Below are 16,763 nucleotides of genomic sequence, written 5' to 3'. Positions count from 1 at the left end.
AAAAGAAGGGGTGACACCCCTTACTGCGCAGTAAGGGGTGTCACCCTTTCTTGACATCCGGGGGGTCAGAGGTCGAGGACGACGCGATCCCCCTTGGCGCGGGAGACGCAGATCGTCATCGCGCAGTTCGAGGCCTTCACCTCGGCGTTCAGGACGGCGTCGCGGTGCTCGACCTCGCCCTCGAGGACCGGGGTGACGCAGGAGCCGCAGACGCCCTGCGAGCAGGACCACGGGACGTCGACGTCGTGCTCGAGGAGGACGTCGAGGCACTGGCGCTCGGCCGGGACCGTGAACGTCCGGCCACTGCGGGCGAGGACGACCTCGAACGGCTTGGTGTCGGTCAGGTCGATCACGGCGGCGGTGAAGGACTCACGGTGGACGGCGTCGATCGGGTAGTCGAGCCGGGCCGCCTCCTCGCCGACCATGTCCATGAACCCGGCCGGGCCGCAGACGTAGATCGCGGAGACGCCGGCCCAGCGGCCGACCGAGCGCTCCAGGCTGAATTGCCGGCCGGGGACGTGCAGCTCGATCGCGTCCGCGAACGGCAGCGCCGACAGCTCGGCGCCGAACGGAACTGACGCCTCGTCGGATGCGCACACATGCAGCGTGAACTGCTTGCCCTCGGCGTGCAGGTGGTGGGCGAACGACAGCATCGGGGTGATGCCGATGCCGGCCGCGATCAGGTCGTACCGCTGCGCCTCGACGAGGGCGAAGTTGTTGCGCGGCGCAGAGACCGTGACGACCGAACCGACCGTCAGGGTCTCGTGCACCTCGAGCGAACCGCCGCGGCCGTCGGGCAGGGCCTTGACGGCGATCCGGTACCGCGGACCGACCGGTCCGCACAGCGAGTACTGACGCACGCGCCCGGACGGCAGGTGCACGTCGACGTGCGCGCCGGGGGTGAACGCCGGCAGGTCGCCGTCGACGCCCTCGAGCTCGAAGGTCCGCACGCTGGGGGCGACGTCCCGGGCCGCGACCACCCGGGCCGCGACCGTCGTGTCGTAGGCCCGCCGCGGGATCTCGAACGGCTCCGGGCCGCGGAACAGGCCTCGTTCCGGAATGCCCTGCTTGCGCAGGATCCCCTCCGACAGGTCCCAGACCCGGTGGTACTTGTGGAACGGCACATGGGGCAGCGCGTGGTGGATGCAGTGGTCGGTCTGCCCGAGCCAGTAGACCTTGCCCGCCTTCGTCCCGCGCAGCTCGACCGTGGACTGGAACGGCGCGACCTGCCAGGTCGACTCCTCCGGGTGCTGGATGTGCGCGAACACGTAGACCAGCACGAGAAAAGCCATCCAGTGCGGGATCAGCCAGCAGAGGAGGAATTCCTTCCAATACGGCGACGCCAGGAACCCGACGTGCATGCCGACGTAGATGACGAGCAGACGGACGAACTTCAGGTTCTCCTTCAGGCTGTGCGTCGGCCACAGCTTGCGCAGCCACCAGTACGTCCAGACCCACTCCGGGCCGGCGAAGACGACCGGCAGCAGCGGCTTCGGTGCGTGGACGAACCAGTGGTCGGGGTCGCGCTGCCGGTCCCCCACCCACCGGTGGTGCTCCATGTGCAGAACGCGGTACTCGGCGGTCGTGACGCCGGGAAGCAGCAGCGTCCCGGAGATCGTGCCGATCCAGTCGTTCACCCGCTGGTTCCCGGACGCCGCGTTGTGGACCGCGTCGTGCAGCGGGGTGAAGCACGCGTAGAACGCCAGTTGGTTCAGCAGGAGCATCGCGATCAGCGGCAGGTTGCCGGCGAGGTAGGCCCACGTGCTCCCGACGAACAGCGCCCAGGACCCGGCGGTCAGCGCGAGGTGCGGCCACTGCCACGTGGGGCGGTGGGCGATGGCCTCGTAGTCGGGGTCGCGCACGACCTGCGCGAGGACCTGACGGACGGAGGGGTTGGCGGTGATCGTCATGCGAACGCTCCCGGGACGAAGCTGCTGCGCTGAGCCTGGAGTCAGCCTGTCGGGGCCGACGAACCCGGACAAGGTGCCCGGCCGATAGCCCACCGGGCCCCGAATCGCCCCGAACGGACAAGAACCGTGCCCCGATGGGGATAACGCCAGTTCGATTATCCGTCCCGGATAAAGCTGTGCGCTACTCCCCGCTCAGCGTGCGGTCGATGATCAGCGCGGCCTCCAGGTCGTACGGGGTGTCGACCAGGCTCCGGCCGACCAGCTCCGAGGCGCGGGTTAGCCGGTAGCTGACCGTCTTGTGATGGACGTGCAGCGCCTCGGCGGTGCGGGCGAGGTTGCGCCCGTTGGCCAGGTACGCGCGGACCGTCGCCCGCAGCCGGGAGGTCGCCTCGTCACGCCGGGCGAGCGCGCCCAGCCGTTCGGCGGCGAACCGGCGCGCCCGCTCCGGGTCCGCGCACAGCACCGCGGCGACCTCGATGTCCCGGTGCCGGACGACCCCGCCGAACGGGGATCGGGCGGTGCGCGACGTCCGCTCGGCCTCGACCGCCTGCTCGTGGGAGCGGCGGAAGCCCTCCCGGCCCTGGCCCGGCTCCCCCACGCCGACCAGGACGTCCCGCACGTCGAGCCGCGTCAGGGCGTCGAGGACGTCCTCCCCCGGCGGCGCCGGCCAGCCCAGCCAAGCCCACCACGAGCCGTCGCCGATCGCCCGGGTCAGCAGCGCGCAGCCCGGCGCGGCCTCGGCGAGCTGGCGGACGGCGGCACGGGCGTCCGCGTCCGGCCGCAACGGGACGGCCGCGAGGGCGACGTGGTGGTCGCGCACCTCGTACCCGAGCCCGCGGCTCGCCTCGACCAGGTCGGCGGGCTCGTCGCTGCGGAGCAGGTCGAGGATGTCCCGCCCCGAGGGCCGACCCCCGCCGGGCAGCGAGCCGAACAGCTCCCGGCTGAGCTCGACGAGCCGCTCGCAGGCGCTGTCGATGAAGGCGAACATGTTGTTGGACGACGACGCGAGCACCCGGTTCTGCAGCGCCGGATCCGCCACCCGGGCCTCGACCTCCTCGGCCCACGCCTGCCACAGCCGGGCGTGCCCGACCCGGTACCCGCGCAGGACGGTGGTGACGTCCCCGCCCTCGGCCGCGGTCTGGCGGAGCAGGGCGACGGTGCCGACGAGCGGCTCGATCAGGTCGGCCTCGATGCCGAACGCCAGCATCGCGAGGATGCCGCCGACGTTCTGTTCGACCGCGACGCGGAGGACCTCGATCTCCTCCGGCGTGTGCTGCGGGGCGAGCGCCGGGACCTTCTCCAGGATCCGGCCGAGCACGACCTCGGAGATGCCGTTGGCGAGCGGGAGCACCTCCAGGGCGGTCTTGCGCAGGCACTCCGCGACCTGGTCGTCGTCGTAGCTCATCGCGCGCCCCGGCTCGGGAGTCGTCGGTCGGAAGTTCAGCCGGCCCGGCGGGCCCGGTGCAGGGTCACGATGCCGCCCGAGAGGTTCCGCCACCCGACGCGTTCCCAGCCCGCCTTGCCGATCACCCCGGCGAGCTCGCGCTGGTCGGGCCAGGCCCGGATCGACTCGGCGAGGTAGACGTAGGCGTCCGGGTTCGTCGCCACGCGACGGGCGATCGCCGGCAGCGCCTTCATCAGGTACTCGGTGTAGACGGTGCGGAACGGCGCCCAGGTCGGGTGCGAGAACTCGCAGACCACGAGACGGCCGCCCGGGCGGGTGACGCGCAGCATCTCCGCGAGGGCGACGGCGGGGTCCGCGACGTTGCGCAGGCCGAAGGAGATCGTCACCGCGTCGAAGACGCCGTCCGCGAACGGCAGCCGCATCGCGTCGCCGGCGGTGAAGTTCAGGTGCGGCAGCCGGGCCTTGCCGACGCGCAGCATCCCCAGGGAGAAGTCGCACGGGACCGCGAGCGCGCCGGCCTCGGTGAACGGGAGCGAGGAGGTCCCGGTGCCGGCCGCGAGGTCGAGGACCTTGTCGCCGGGGCGGGCGTCGACCGCCGTCGTCACGGCCTTCCGCCAGCGCCGGTCCTGGCCGAGGGAGAGGACGTCGTTGGTCAGGTCGTACCGGCGCGCGACGCCGTCGAACATCGCCTGCACCTCGGCCGGCTTCTTGTCCAGGGCGGCTCTGCTCATGCGCACGTCACGGGCTCATCCTGCCAACACGACGGGCGAGCAACCTCACTGACCTGGCACCACCCCCGCGGACGGCCCCCGCGTAGGCTGGAGCGCCGTCGACACCGTGTTCAGACACTCGCGCAGAGGGGGGCGTCCGTTGACCACTGCGACCTCCCTCGAGCCGCTGGTGGTCCGCACGGTCGAGCTGAACACGTCCGACCCGCGGGCGACCGCGGCGCTGGTGGATCTCGTCCCACCCGGCCGGCCGCTCGCCTGGGTGCACGACGGCGAGGGCCTGATCGGCTGGGGCGAGGCGACCCGTCTGGTGGTCTCCGGTCCCGACCGGTTCGCCTCGGCGGTGGAGTGGTGGCGCGCCCTGCACCTCGACGCGGTCGTCTCCGACCAGGTGCAGCTGCCGGGCACCGGGCCGGTCGCCTTCGGTAGCTTCACCTTCGCCGACGGTCCGACCTCGTCCGTGCTCGTCGTCCCGCAGGTCGTGCTCGGCCGCCGCGACGGCCGCAGCTGGCTGACCGTGATCGGCAGCGGCGAGCCGGAGCTGGACCGTCCGGTCCCCGCCGCGTCCGGTCCGCAGAACGTCGAGTTCACCGACGGCGCGCTGGACGCGGACGAGTGGCGCCGAGCGGTGGCGACCGCGGTCGAGCGCATCCGCGCCGGGCAGCTGTCGAAGGTCGTCCTGGCCCGCGACCTGATCGCGCGCGCCGACGCCCCCGTCGACGTCCGCCACCTGGTGCGCCGCCTGAACCAGCGCTTCCCCGCCTGCTACACGTTCTCCGTCGACGGGCTGGTCGGCGCGACCCCCGAGCTGCTGGTGCGGCGCGAGGGCGATCACGTCGTCTCCCGCGTCCTGGCCGGAACGGCGTGGGCGGCCGACGCCGCCGCCCGACTGCTGGCCTCGGACAAGGACCGCGAGGAGCACGAGTACGCGGTGCGGTCGGCCTTCGACGCGATCGCTCCCTACTGCACCGAGCTGCGCGTTCCCCAGCAGCCGAGCGTGATGGAGCTCGCGAACGTCTCGCACCTGGCCAGCGAGGTGACCGGGACCCTGCGCACCCGCGCCAGCCTCAACGGCACCCCGACCGACGCCCTCAGCCTCGCCGGGCTGCTGCACCCCACCGCGGCGGTGTGCGGGACCCCGACCGGCCGGGCCGGCCGCGCGATCGCCCAACTCGAGGGCATGGACCGCGGCCGCTACGCCGGCCCCGTCGGCTGGATGGACGCCCGCGGCGACGGCGAGTGGGGCATCGCGCTGCGGTGCGCCGAGGTCGACGGTGCGCGGCTGCGTCTGTTCGCCGGGTGCGGCATCGTCGCCGGCTCCGACCCCGAGTCGGAGTTCGCCGAGGCGCAGGCGAAGTTCGTCGCCGTGCGCGAGGTGCTGGAGGGGTGAAGCCCACCGCCGCGCCTCCCCCGCGTCGGCGACCGCGCGCGCACACCGGGGACCAGGCGGTCGAGAAGGCGATCTTCGCCGCGACCGAGAAGCTGCTGGCCACCACGCCGCTGCACGAGATCTCGGTCGCGCAGATCATCGCCGAGGCCGAGCTCTCGCGGGCGAGCTTCTACCACTACTTCTCGTCGAAGCACGACGTCGTCACGGCGCTGATGACGACGATCTTCGAGGACATGTTCGCCGAGACCCACACCGAACTCGAGGCGGAGTGGACCGACCCGGCCGCCGCGTTGCGCGCCAGTCTGCGCCCCGCGATGGAGCTGTGGTTCGAGCACCGCGCCGTGATCTCGGCGGTGCTGGAGAACCAGCACGCGGTGCCGGACCTCGCGAAGGTCTGGTCGGCGGTGTCCGAGCCGTTCCGGCAGACCCTCACCACCCAGATCGAGCAGCAGCGCACCGCCGGCCGCGCGGGCTCGGGCCTGGCCGCCCCGGTCATCGCGGCGATGCTGATCTCCGCGGCCGAGCGCATCTTCTACGTCGGTTCGACCGGGACCGATCCCAAGCTCCGCACCGCGGCGCAGCGCCTCGACGCGACCGTCGCGATCTGCATGGCCGCCATCTACGGCGATCCCCGCGGCCCGGTGGTGACGTCGTGACCAAGGAATCTCCCAACGCCCCGGTCGGGGCGAGCGCCGGCGCGTTCCGGCAGGAGATCCTCGACGTCCTCGCGCAGCTGCTCCAGGAGGCGACGCTCGACGAGCTGCGGATCGCCGAGATCCTGAAGGCGGCGAAGGTCTCGCGCGGGACGTTCTACTTCTACTACGCGAGCAAGGAGGACGCCTTCGCCGCGCTGCTGGACCAGGTCTACGCGCGGGGTGTGCCGGCGTTCGAGACCCTGTTCGCCAACGATGCGACGCGACGGCCGCCCGCGCTGCGCGAGGCAATCGCGACGTGGCTGAACTTCACGCCGGCGGACGCGGCCGTCTTCCGGACGGCGATCGAGGAGTGGCCCCGGCACGCCGCCATTCGCGAGGTTCATCTCGGGGCGCAACGTCGGCTCGCGGCCGCCGTGACCAAGCTGATCGAGGACACCCATCGGGACGCGGCCTCCTCGCTCGATGTGCCCGCGGCCACGCTGGGCAGCGCGCTCGTCTGGACCCTGGAACGCGCCTGGTACGAGGCCGGGGCCGATGCCGAGAACCCGCATCTGCTGCTCGATGTCAACGCTGCCCTGGGGGCGACCATCGAGAGCGCGATCTACGGGGCTGGCTAGGCTGCCCGGGTGACTTCGCCTGCTGCGGGTGGCCCGCTCCGTGTTGCTGTGGTCGGTGCCGGACCGGCCGGAATCTACGTCGCCGACTCCCTGACCAAGAAGGAGCCGGGGACCGAGGTCGACATCTACGACCGCCTGCCGGCACCGTTCGGTCTGCTCCGCTACGGCGTCGCACCGGACCACCTCAAGATGAAGAACCTGGCCGGGACGCTGCAGAAGGTCATCGAGAACCCGACGGTCCGGTTCTTCGGCAACGTCGAGCTCGGTCGCGACCTGACCACCACCGAACTGCTCGCGGACTACCACGCGGTGGTCTACACGGTGGGCGCCTCGACGGACCGCCCGATGGGCATCCCCGGCGAGAATCTGCCCGGCAGCATCGCGGCCACCGACTTCGTCGCCTGGTACTGCGGGCACCCCGACGCCGAGACCCAGCCGGTGCAGCTCGACTCCCAGCACGCCGCGGTGATCGGCCTGGGGAACGTCGCCCTCGACGTCGCGCGGATCCTCGTCCGCAACCCCGAGGAGCTCTCCCCCACCGACGTGCCGGACACCGTCCTCGACGCGCTGCGCGCCTCCCAGATCCGCGACGTGCACATCGTCGGCCGTCGTGGCCCGGAGCACGTGAAGTTCACGCTCAAGGAACTGCGTGAGATGGGCGAGCTCGAGGGCGTCGACGTGATCGTCGACCCCGCGCACTTCGCGGACATCCCAGACGAGCTCGAGAAGAACCTGCAGAAGATGGTCGACGAGATGCGCTCGTGGTCGACCCGCGAGCGCACCGGCGCCGAGCGTCGCCTGCACCTGCACTTCTACGCGCCGCCGCAGGAGGTGCTCGGCACCGACCGCGTCGAGGGTCTGCGCATCAAGGCCGGCGACGGCAGCGAGGACCTCCCGGTCGGGCTGGTCTTCCGCTCGATCGGCTACCTCGGTGTCCCCGTGCCGGGCGTCCCGTTCGACGAGGCGAACAAGGTCGTCCCGACCGAGGACCACCGCGTCATCGGCGGTCAGGTCGAGCTCGGCGAGTACGCCGCCGGCTGGGTCAAGCGCGGCGCCACCGGCGTCATCGGCACCAACCGCTCCGACGCCGACCACACCGTCGAGGTGATCCTCGGCGACCGCGACGAGCTCCTGAAGCGCGAGGTCAGCCCCGGCGCCGCGCTGGAGCTCGTCCGCTCCCGCGTCGCCAAGCTCGTCGAGCTCGAGAACTGGAACTCCCTCGACGCCGCCGAGAAAGCCCTCGGCGAGAAGCGCGGCAACGCCGCCCGCGTCAAGGTCCACACCTGGGCCGGGATGCTCGAAGCCGCCGGCCACACCCTCGACTGACCAACGTTCTACTCGCGGCGGGGCGTTTCCGGTGGGGGCCGTGGCGGTTCCTCCGGCGGAACCTTGAGGCCGTTGCGGATGAGTTGCCAGTGGGCGTTACGTCTCGGGCGTTGCTCCGGGTCCACCCACTTCGGAGGGATCATCTCCGGATGGCCGTCGGCGGCCATCCGCACTCCCCAGCCCTTCCCTTGCAACGCGGTCAGTGGTTGCGGTGGGTCTCTGCGCGGTGATGATCGGATCAGATAGTGTTCGTGGGAGCAGACCAGGGCCATCTTGTCCACGTCGGTCGGTCCGTCGTCCCGGTCCCACCACTCAATATGGTGCGCTTCGCACCACGCTGCGGGACGGGTACAGCCGTCGCCGATGCAGCCGATGTCCCGGGCGACCAGCGCCGCCCACTGGGCCGGGGTGGCGGTGCGGACCTCGCGGCCCATCGCCAACGGCACCCCGAGGGTGTTCGCCACGATCGGGGTGATCCCCGCGTCGCAGGCGATCCGCTGCACGGTGGCGATGTCCAGGTCCTCACCGGTCGCGGTGCGGGCGAACGGGTGCCCGGTGTCCCCGGCCATGGTCTCCACCGACGCGGTCACGTGCAGGTGCGGCCGGACACCGTGGGACGGGGGGAGATCCCCGAAGCGCAGGAACTGGCGGAACACGTCCCCGAGCGCGTCGTGCCGGCGCTGCAGAGCTGATCGTTCGTCGCGCTGGCCGTTCACGGCGGGTCGCGGGGCGGCGAGGGGGTCGAGGGCGGCCTTGACCAGGGCCGCGACCTCGTCAGTCAGCTCCCCGCGGACGCGGTGCAGCCCGTTGCCCAGATCCGTGATCGTCAGCGACCGCTTCCGCTGCGCGCGGGCCGCTCGCTTGGACTCCGCCGGGGCGTCGCCGGTGGGGTCGTCCGGGTCCGGTGCCGGGGGTTTGCCGTCCTCGTCGATGACCTCTTCGATGTGCTTGCCCAGGCGCAGGATCGCCCCGGGGTCCACGCCGTGGGACTTGGCCAGCAGGAACGTCTCCGCCTTCGCGAGTTCCGATGCCGAGCCGATGGGTTCGATCTTGCGCAGACTCCGCGCGACCGCGCGGGCCTGATCCCGGTTGAGCTTTCCGTCGGCGAGAGCTTCGACGGTGGCGGTGCCCTTGCGAGAGAGGATGTCGGCGTCCTTGACCCGCGCCCGCGCCTCGACCGGGTGCAGGTTCAGCTTCTGGCCCAGCCAGACCGCGGTCGAGATCTTCCCGTCGGCCAGCGAAAGCCCGCGGACATCGGCCTCCCGCACCGCCCGCACCCCGACCGCCGCGACCGCGGAGTCGAGCTCAGACTGGGCGCGAAGGGTCAGCTCCAGGTCGGCGCTGGTGAGGGTCCAGACCTCTTCCGGAGCGAGCATCGCCACGGCCTTGCGAGTGAGCTCGGCGGCGTCCGCCAGCAGCGTCACTGCCGGATGCGTCCCCGCCACCGCCCCCACGGTCATGGACAGAGCTTACCGGTATTCGAACATATGTTCTAGTACTATGGCAACCTCGCCTGCCCCTGTAGTCACAGATTTCTGACGCTAAGTCAGCGAAGCGGAGCCCCGGTCTTGGCTGCACACGCCGACACGGGGACCCCCCGTGAGGGTCCCCGTGCCGGTACGGGCGCCGGAGGCGGGTGCGCCCAGGATCTGACGCGGCGTCAGCCGAGAAGGCCGCCGATGTTCAGGCCGCCGTCATCGTCGTCATCGGCGTCGCGATCGTTCCAGCGACGGTCCTCGAGGTCCTCGTCGCCGAGGTCAAGGTTGAGAAGCTCGACGCCCTCGGTGACGGTGATCAGCTGGAGGCCGCCGAGCTCGAGGACAGAGGCGCCGTCGTCGGAGTCGGAGTCGTCGTTCTCCCAGCGGAAGTCGCGGTCGTCGTCCTCGTCCTCGTTCTCCCAGTCCCACCGGTCGCTGTCCCACCGGTCGCTGTCCCACCGGTCGTCGTCCTTCCAGCGGTCGACCTCCTCGGTCCACCGGGACTCGTTCTCGTCCCAGTCGTGGCCGTCGCGGTCGCCGACGCGGTCGTGGGCACCGCCGAGGATCGCGCCGAGGACGCCGTCGTCGGCGGGCCGGGCAGCGGGGGACGCGGCCGCGGTCCCGAGGACGAGCGCGGCCGAGGAGCCGAGGACGAGCGCAGCGCGGGTGAGCTTCCGCATGAGGGCCTCCGACAGGCGAAAAATTCAGGTGCCCATCGTTCCGCCGGTCCGCCCAACCCCGGCTCATCCGAACGTGAGGAAATTACCAGGATTGTCCGATTTGTCCCTCAAGTCCCGACAATCACTCCAGCACCGTGACGATGCCGGCGTCGCCGTCGACCCGCACCCGCTGGCCGTCGGCGATGCGGCGGCTGCCGTCCTCGGTCCCGCAGACGCACGGCAGGCCGAGCTCGCGGGCCACGATCGGGCCGTGGCTGAGCATGCCGCCCTGGTCGGTCACAACCGCTGCGGCGACCAGGAAGAGCGAGATCCAGCCCGGGTCGGTGTTCTCGCAGACGAGGATGTCGCCGTCGTCGAACTCCGCGGTCGCGGGGTCGCGGACCACACGGGCGCGACCCTCGGCGACGCCGCTGCTGGCGGCAAGACCCTTCACGACCGCGCCGACCGCCGAGCCCTCGGCCGAGGGCTCCTCGACCTTGGTCAGCACCGGGACGCCCTGCCACGCCTGCGGAAGGCGCAGATCCGTGCGCTCCTCGTACAGCGCCCGCCGGGTCGCGACGAGGTCGGCCACCGAGAGCCCGCCCGGCAGGTCGGTCAGCCCGTCGACGAGCTCGCCGTGGGTGAGGTGGAAGACGTCCTCCGGGTCGGCGAGCACGCCGCGCTCCACGAGCAACGCCCCGAGCCGCCGGCAGGCCGCCTTGGTCACGTCGAAGGTCAGCAGGTAGCCCGCCTTGCCCTGCTCGCGCAGCGCCAGGAAACGGGCCGTCAGTTTCACCAGGAGCCGGACCTGCGCGCCCACGACCCGCGACGTGCTGCCGAGTTCCGCCGCCGCCTCGGCCCGCAGCCGCGCCTGCGCGGCGCTGCGGTTGCGCGGCGCCCGCGGGTCGTCGGCCGCAATGTTGCGGTAGTCGGCGAGCCGGTTCAGCACCGGTGACGGGTCCTCACGCCAGGAGACGCCGGAGATCTGACCCTCGTTCGGGCCGTGGTACCCGTGCCGGTCGAGGAACTCCGCCAACGAGAGCTGCTCGTGCGCAAGCTCCCACAGGTCGTTCGCGACCTCGTTCTCGTCCGACCCGACGCCGGAGAGCAGCCGCGCCTCCAACCCGGGCAGCCCGGCCTTGGTCGTGAGGTCGGTCAGCCGGTCGGCAAGGCCCGAGCTGACGAACGCGACGATGAGGTGCTCGAGCATGAAGCGCCCGAAGCGGTGCTTGGCGTCGCCGATCAGCTCGAGACAACCCGCCTCGTCGAGGTCGGGGACGCGCGCGAGCGACGCGAGGCGCCAGGCGCGCAGGTCGGCGAACATCGCGTCGTGCCGCTTCGGCAGCGTGGTCACCGCACGCGGCGCCTTCGCGAGGATCGCGGGGTACCGGTGCAGGCTGTTGTCGTCGACGGTCTCCGGCCGGACGTAGCCGAACAGCTGCTGCTCGATCGCCGTCGCCGACGTCCCCGGCAGCAGGCCGGCGACCCGACGGAACTGGTCGATGTTCGCCGCGGCCCGCCCGGCGAAGGCGTTCCAGAACTGGTCCTCCAGCCGCGGCGAGACGCTGAGCTCGTCGGCGGTGAAGACCCCGAGCGTGTGGAACATCCGCCGCATCGCGATCTCCATCGGCTCGTGCACGAAGGAGAAGGTGAAGGCGGTGAACACACCCGGGAAGGCGTCGGCGACGTTGCCCGTCGTCCAGCAGACGTCGGGCTTGCAGTCCGCGTTGTCGAGCGTGTCGACACGGCCTTCTGACCCCCCGACGAAGCGGGAGGCGGACCAGCGGGAGGAGGCGTCAGGCATTTCTCTCCGTCAGACGAACAGGTAGATCCCCATGAGGACTCCGAAGATCAGGACGCAGTAGGCCTCGAACGCGAGGCGGAGGGCGATCGGGGCATGGCGCAGCTCCATGAAGTGCAGCCCGACCAGGCGGACCTTGATCGCGCCGATGCCGATCACGACGGCGGCGGCCAGTTCCTTGTTCTCGATCAGGTGCTCCCCACCCAGGGCGAAGGAGGCGACCGTGAACACCACCAGCGCCGCCCACACCACGAACGAGGCCCGCACGGCCGGGCTCCTCAGCGCAGAGCCGGTCATCGATTCGACAGTCATCGGGGATTCCGCAGTCGGCGAGGTCATCAGCGCACCAGGTAGAGAGTCGCGAACAACATGATCCAGAGCAGGTCGACCAGGTGCCAGAAGCTCGCGACACCCTCCAACGCAGCCATCCGGTGAGTGCCACTGGCCGTCGGACGCGAGATCCGCATCGCGACCAGCAGACCACCCATGCCCAGCACCACGTGGCCGAGGTGGATGCCGGTGAACATGAAGTAGTAGGTGTAGAAGTCGTTCACCGACGCGGTGTGGTCGTCGGAGATCAGCGAGGTGTACTCGATCGCCTTCACCCCGGCGAACAACAGCCCGCACGCGATCGCGGCCAGGAAGAACATCGGCGCCCGGTGGTGCCGTGCCCGCGCCAGATGCATGCCGAGAACCACGAACAACGAACTCGTCAGCAGCACGATCGTGTTCGCGACACCCCACTCCAGGTGCAGCGTCTCGGCCGAGGAGGTGAACATCTCCGGCTCCCGGCCCCGCAGCACCAGAATCGTGCCGAAGAAGATCCCGAAGACCACCATGTCCCCGAGCAGGAACACCCACAGACCCGGTTCACCCGGGACATGCCCCTTGCTGGCTGGGCGTTCCGGCGGGGCTTCCACCTCCGCGGTCATGCGGGCACTTCCTTTCCGACGAGCGGGTTGGGAACGGCCTGCGCCGCCTCACGGTTGACCGCGCGCAGCGTGGACCAGAACAGGACGAGGATCCAGGAGAAGAACAGCACGGCCGCGAGCCAAAAGGCCAGCACGCCGTTCCAGGCAAAGATCCCGGTCTTGAAGTACGTGAGCGCGGCTCCGGGCAGGAAGCCGATCGCCACCCACACGTTCAGATACGCGACCCAGCGCGGGAAGACGGGCTCACCGTCGCCGGAGTGCTCCCCGCGGTCGGAGAAGATCGCGATCGCAATGACGACCGCCTGGCACGTCACCGTGCCGAGGTTCCAGACGAACAGGAACCAGCCGAGGTCGTTGAGCATCTGCGTGACATCGGGGTTCTGGCCGGGCCGGAACGCCGCGACGGCGAAGACGATCGGCGGCAGCGTGAAGACCCACACCGCGATGCCACCGGCCACCAGTTGGGCGAGCGCGAGTCCGTCGAACCGCCCGCGGATGCGGCGCATCTGCAGCGTCAGCACGGCGAAGAACGGGATCATCAGCGCGCCACCGAGCATCATCAGCAGCGTCCCGGTGCGGATCCGCCCGGTGTTCGAGGCGAAGAAGTCGGAGATCTCCTCGGCGCTGTCGTTCGGCGACGGCGGCGGGACGAAACCCGCGAGCAGGATGCCGGTGCCGTAGACGGCGCAGAACGCGAGGGCGCAGTAGGTCATCCCCCGCTGGGTGGTGGTCGAGAGTGTGTTCATGCAGGCAACAGGTCCGGAATCTGGGCGTCGGTGTCGGTGCCGCCCGCCGCGAACTGCTGCTTCACGGCGCGCAGGCAGGCCCAGGACATCACGAGATAGAAGCAGCCGAAGAAGACCGCGGCCAGCCAGAAGGTGAGCAGGCCGTCCCAGGCGAAGGGTCCGTCGTAGAAGAACGGCAGGGCGCAGGCCGGCAGGAACGCGATCGCGGTCCACATCAGGAAGTACGCGATCCACCGCGGGAAGACCGGGTTCGCCCGCCGGTCCGTGAAGATCACCGCCGCGATGCAGAGCGCCTCGACGAACGCCGGCGGCCAGTTGATGATGAACGGCACCCAGACGAAGTCGTTCAGCGCCTGGAGCAGTTCCGGGTCGCGGTTCTCGGGCCGGTAGGCGATCCCGAGAAAGAGCAGGACCGGCAGCAGAGCGGCGACCGTGCCGACCGCCCCGGCGACGAGGTTGAGGTAGGTCAGTGGCGTCCACCGGCCCTCGATGCGCGCCATCTGCGCGCTGACGATTGCCGCGAACGGCATCAGGAAGACGCAGCCGATCATCATCAGGACCATGCCGGCGCGGATCCGGTCCTGGTCGGCGACGTAGCGCTCGGCGATCTGCTGCGGGGTGTCGTCGGGCTGGATCGGCGGGAAGAAGCCACTGATCAGGAAGCCCGCGAAGAAGACCACGACGAACGCGACGCCGCTCCACGCCATCACGGTCTGGACTTGCTTGCTCACCGTCGTCTCCTGACGATCCCTCGGAGGACGCGGGATGCCTGTACAGAGTGACTGGACAGAGTGTCTATCCTGAAGGACGGCACACGGCCGGGTCAACCCCGGATCGTCACGACTTATGGCTCGAGCTGCCTCTCAGCCGGCCCTTCACGAGCTTCCCGGTGGGGGTGCGGGGCAGCGCGTCGACGAACGTGACCGTCCGTGGCGCCTTGTAGTGGGCGATCCGGGCGCGGACGAACTCGCGGAGCTCGGTCGCGAGCTCGTCGGACGGCTCGACCCCCGCCGGCACCTCGACGAAGGCGGCGACCGACTCCCCCATCTCGGGGTCCGGCACCCCGACCACCGCCACGTCGGCGACCTTGGGGTGCAGCGCGAGGGCGTTCTCGACCTCCTGCGGGTAGATGTTCACCCCGCCGGAGATGATCAGAAACGCCTTGCGGTCGGTCAGGTAGAGGTAGCCGTCGGAGTCGACGTAGCCGAGGTCCCCGACCGTCCCCCAGTTCGGGTGCTCGGGGTGCTGCGCGGACCGCGTCCGCTCGTCGTCCTTGTGGTACCGGAACGGCAGGTACTCCCGCTCGAAGTAGACGGTGCCGACCTCACCCGCCGGCAGCTCGCGCCCGTCGGAGTCACAGATGTGCAGGACCCCGAGCACCGGCTTTCCGACCGAGCCCGGCCGGGCCAGCGCCTGCTCGCTGTCGATGATCGTGACCCCGAGCGACTCGGTGGAGCCGTAGTACTCCCAGACGATCGGGCCCCACTCGGCGATGATCGCCTCCTTGACCTCGACCGGGCAGGGCGCGGCCGCGTGGACCGCGACGCGCAGGCTCGAGACGTCGTACCGGGCACGCACCCCGGGGTCGAGCTTGAGGATGCGGATCAGCATCGTCGGGACGAACTGAGCATGCGTCACCCGGTAGCGCTCGATGGACCGCAGCGTGGCCTCCGCGTCGAAGCGCTCCATCATCACGACGGTGCCGCCGTAGGCGTGGACGGAGTGGCACCACTTCACCGGCGCCGAGTGGTAGATCGGCGCCGGCGACAGGTACACGGTGTCGGCGTCAACGCCGTAGACGTCGTGGTTGAGCTGCACCAGCGGGTCGCCGGGCTCGTCGACCGAGGTCCGCGGCAGCGGCGGACGGACACCCTTCGGCCGGCCGGTCGTCCCGGAGCTGTAGAGCATCATCATGCCGCGCGGCTGCTCGGGCAGCGGGTCCGTCGAGGCGGCGGCGAGGACCTCTGCGTAGTCGTCGTAACCTGCGACGGGCCCGCCGAACGCCAGCGCGACCGCGACGTCCGCCGCCGGGCGCACCGCCGCCGCCAGCTCGGCCTTGCCGGCCGAGACGACGAGCGCCTTCACGTCGGCGTCGCGCAGGATGTACTCCACCTCCTCCGCCGCGAGGTGGTGGTTGATCGCGGTGAAGTACAGGCCCGAGCGCAGCGCGGCCCAGTAGACCTCGAAGGCCTCCAGGCGGTTGTCGGTCACGATGCCGACGACGTCGCCGCGGCGCAGCCCGGCGGCGCGGAACACGTGCGCGAGACGCAGCGAGGCCTCGTCGAGCTGACGGTAGGTCAGCGTCTCGCCGGTGCCCGCCAGGACGGCGGCCGGCTTGTCCGGCGTGGACGCAGCATGAACCCCGGGAAACACCCGGCGAGGTTACCCAGCCGCAGTTGCGCGCCGGCGCACCACCGTGACGCCGGCCGCGGCCACCCCGAGAGCCAGGGCCCCGAAGCCCGCCAGCTCGGGCAGACCCGTCGACCCGCCCGCCGGACCGGCGACGCCCTGCATGGGGACCCAGGCGTAGTCGCCGCCGAGCGCGGTGGCGGAGGTGTCGACCTGGAGCGGGAACAGCATCCCGCGGGTCCGGGACGGCGTGGCCGCCGCGTCCGGGACGGCCGCCGGCCGGGCGCTGCTCGGCCGGGCCGCGGCCGGGGCGCCGCGGACGCTGTCGACCGTCGTGCCGAGCGACGAGGCGGTCGGCCGCGCGACCCGGTCGACGACGCCGAGCTGGTCCCGGACCGTGTTGGTCTGGGTCTGGGTGCGCGCGTGCACGCGGGTGGCGTCGAGCCGCAGGACCGGACGACCGGCCGGGTCGTTCAGCGACACGAGGCGCTCGGGCGCGAGCGGCACCAGCCAGGCCGGGACCGCGAACTCCGCGTGGACCGCGACGGGGGTCGATCCGACCTGCATGCCGACCTGGCGGTGGGCGAAGGAGGGGGCCTCTCCGTCGGTCGTGCTCGCGTCCGCGAGGGCCGGGTTGGCGCCCAGGACGACAACGGCGGCCGCGGTCACGACCGCGCCGCCGGCGCTCCGAGCGTTCCACCGCACCTTCACAGCTCTCTATCAGATCACTGATGGCCCCGATTCGGTAGTCACAAAGGGGGTAAAC

General features: G+C 71.1%; 16 protein-coding genes. 4 read left to right on the top strand and 12 right to left on the bottom strand.

The genetic code is table 11. The features are described from left to right. Positions 1-65 precede the first annotated feature (65 nt). The 3 genes from SPOPO_RS32845 to SPOPO_RS0113460 form a co-directional block, all read right to left on the bottom strand. Positions 66-1,910 carry a fatty acid desaturase gene (locus tag SPOPO_RS32845; RefSeq protein ID WP_019875342.1) on the bottom strand — a complete coding sequence of 615 codons (1,845 nt, stop codon included), beginning with the start codon at positions 1,908-1,910 and terminating at the stop codon, positions 66-68. A 181-nt stretch (positions 1,911-2,091) separates the two neighbouring features. Then, the gene (locus tag SPOPO_RS32840; protein ID WP_019875341.1) at positions 2,092-3,315 is read right to left on the bottom strand and encodes a PucR family transcriptional regulator; all 1,224 of its coding nucleotides are present in this window, start codon (positions 3,313-3,315) and stop codon (positions 2,092-2,094) included. Between the two features lie 35 nt (positions 3,316-3,350). Continuing rightward, the gene (locus SPOPO_RS0113460) at positions 3,351-4,046 is read right to left on the bottom strand and encodes a demethylmenaquinone methyltransferase (protein ID WP_028984760.1); all 696 of its coding nucleotides are present in this window, start codon (positions 4,044-4,046) and stop codon (positions 3,351-3,353) included. Positions 4,047-4,185: 139 nt separating this feature from the next. Here SPOPO_RS0113460 and SPOPO_RS0113455 point away from each other — a divergent pair, with 139 nt between their 5' ends. The 4 genes from SPOPO_RS0113455 to SPOPO_RS0113440 are packed head-to-tail and all read left to right on the top strand — an operon-like array spanning position 4,186 to position 8,032. Further along, entirely contained in the window at positions 4,186-5,433 is a 1,248-nt protein-coding gene (locus SPOPO_RS0113455; RefSeq protein WP_028984759.1) for an isochorismate synthase, read from the top strand. Further along, on the top strand, positions 5,430-6,089 hold the full coding sequence (locus SPOPO_RS0113450; RefSeq protein ID WP_028984758.1) for a TetR/AcrR family transcriptional regulator: 660 nt from the start codon (positions 5,430-5,432) through the stop codon (positions 6,087-6,089). Before SPOPO_RS0113455 ends, SPOPO_RS0113450 begins: the two co-directional genes overlap by 4 nt. Then, complete coding sequence (locus SPOPO_RS34825; RefSeq protein ID WP_028984757.1) at positions 6,086-6,706, top strand: TetR/AcrR family transcriptional regulator; 621 nt, start codon at positions 6,086-6,088, stop codon at positions 6,704-6,706. The genes SPOPO_RS0113450 and SPOPO_RS34825 overlap by 4 nt, the downstream gene beginning before the upstream one ends. Positions 6,707-6,715: 9 nt before the next feature. After that, positions 6,716-8,032: an FAD-dependent oxidoreductase gene (locus SPOPO_RS0113440; RefSeq protein WP_028984756.1), complete on the top strand. Its 1,317-nt coding sequence runs from the start codon at positions 6,716-6,718 to the stop codon at positions 8,030-8,032. Positions 8,033-8,040: 8 nt separating this feature from the next. Here the strand turns inward: SPOPO_RS0113440 and SPOPO_RS0113435 are convergent, their stop codons facing one another. From SPOPO_RS0113435 to SPOPO_RS0113395, 9 genes are all read right to left on the bottom strand, one after another. After that, positions 8,041-9,492: an HNH endonuclease signature motif containing protein gene (locus tag SPOPO_RS0113435; protein WP_084671074.1), complete on the bottom strand. Its 1,452-nt coding sequence runs from the start codon at positions 9,490-9,492 to the stop codon at positions 8,041-8,043. 200 nt (positions 9,493-9,692) lie between these two features. Further along, positions 9,693-10,190 carry a hypothetical protein gene (locus tag SPOPO_RS0113430; RefSeq protein ID WP_019875336.1) on the bottom strand — a complete coding sequence of 166 codons (498 nt, stop codon included), beginning with the start codon at positions 10,188-10,190 and terminating at the stop codon, positions 9,693-9,695. A 121-nt stretch (positions 10,191-10,311) separates the two neighbouring features. Further along, complete coding sequence (locus SPOPO_RS0113425; RefSeq protein WP_019875335.1) at positions 10,312-11,973, bottom strand: PEP-utilizing enzyme; 1,662 nt, start codon at positions 11,971-11,973, stop codon at positions 10,312-10,314. Positions 11,974-11,982: 9 nt separating this feature from the next. Then, the gene (locus tag SPOPO_RS0113420) at positions 11,983-12,282 is read right to left on the bottom strand and encodes a cytochrome C oxidase subunit IV family protein (protein ID WP_245541712.1); all 300 of its coding nucleotides are present in this window, start codon (positions 12,280-12,282) and stop codon (positions 11,983-11,985) included. Positions 12,283-12,308: 26 nt separating this feature from the next. Then, entirely contained in the window at positions 12,309-12,902 is a 594-nt protein-coding gene (locus tag SPOPO_RS0113415; RefSeq protein WP_019875333.1) for a cytochrome c oxidase subunit 3, read from the bottom strand. Next, positions 12,899-13,648, bottom strand: a complete 750-nt coding sequence (locus SPOPO_RS0113410; RefSeq protein ID WP_019875332.1) for a hypothetical protein — start codon at positions 13,646-13,648, stop codon at positions 12,899-12,901. Before SPOPO_RS0113410 ends, SPOPO_RS0113415 begins: the two co-directional genes overlap by 4 nt. After that, positions 13,645-14,379 carry a DUF4386 family protein gene (locus tag SPOPO_RS32835; protein WP_019875331.1) on the bottom strand — a complete coding sequence of 245 codons (735 nt, stop codon included), beginning with the start codon at positions 14,377-14,379 and terminating at the stop codon, positions 13,645-13,647. The genes SPOPO_RS0113410 and SPOPO_RS32835 overlap by 4 nt, the downstream gene beginning before the upstream one ends. 106 nt (positions 14,380-14,485) lie before the next feature. Further along, positions 14,486-16,021 (bottom strand): acyl-CoA synthetase, encoded by a 1,536-nt coding sequence (locus SPOPO_RS0113400; RefSeq protein WP_019875330.1) that lies wholly within the window; start codon positions 16,019-16,021, stop codon positions 14,486-14,488. Between the two features lie 9 nt (positions 16,022-16,030). Continuing rightward, positions 16,031-16,702 carry a hypothetical protein gene (locus tag SPOPO_RS0113395; RefSeq protein WP_156869871.1) on the bottom strand — a complete coding sequence of 224 codons (672 nt, stop codon included), beginning with the start codon at positions 16,700-16,702 and terminating at the stop codon, positions 16,031-16,033. Positions 16,703-16,763: the final 61 nt, after the last annotated feature.

The sequence above is a fragment of the Sporichthya polymorpha DSM 43042 genome, assembly GCF_000384115.1.
Lineage (GTDB): Bacteria > Actinomycetota > Actinomycetes > Sporichthyales > Sporichthyaceae > Sporichthya > Sporichthya polymorpha.
This window is presented reverse-complemented; position numbering and strand designations above follow the sequence as displayed.

Bases quoted from the DNA above. Each gene is read 5' to 3' on its own strand.
- SPOPO_RS32845 (WP_019875342.1), bottom strand. From the start codon at position 1,910: ATGACGATCACCGCCAACCCCTCCGTCCGTCAGGTCCTCGCGCAGGTC.
- SPOPO_RS32840 (WP_019875341.1), bottom strand. From the start codon at position 3,315: ATGAGCTACGACGACGACCAGGTCGCGGAGTGCCTGCGCAAGACCGCC.
- SPOPO_RS0113460 (WP_028984760.1), bottom strand. From the start codon at position 4,046: ATGAGCAGAGCCGCCCTGGACAAGAAGCCGGCCGAGGTGCAGGCGATG.
- SPOPO_RS0113435 (WP_084671074.1), bottom strand. From the start codon at position 9,492: ATGACCGTGGGGGCGGTGGCGGGGACGCATCCGGCAGTGACGCTGCTG.
- SPOPO_RS0113430 (WP_019875336.1), bottom strand. From the start codon at position 10,190: ATGCGGAAGCTCACCCGCGCTGCGCTCGTCCTCGGCTCCTCGGCCGCG.
- SPOPO_RS0113425 (WP_019875335.1), bottom strand. From the start codon at position 11,973: ATGCCTGACGCCTCCTCCCGCTGGTCCGCCTCCCGCTTCGTCGGGGGG.
- SPOPO_RS0113420 (WP_245541712.1), bottom strand. From the start codon at position 12,282: ATGACTGTCGAATCGATGACCGGCTCTGCGCTGAGGAGCCCGGCCGTG.
- SPOPO_RS0113415 (WP_019875333.1), bottom strand. From the start codon at position 12,902: ATGACCGCGGAGGTGGAAGCCCCGCCGGAACGCCCAGCCAGCAAGGGG.
- SPOPO_RS0113410 (WP_019875332.1), bottom strand. From the start codon at position 13,648: ATGAACACACTCTCGACCACCACCCAGCGGGGGATGACCTACTGCGCC.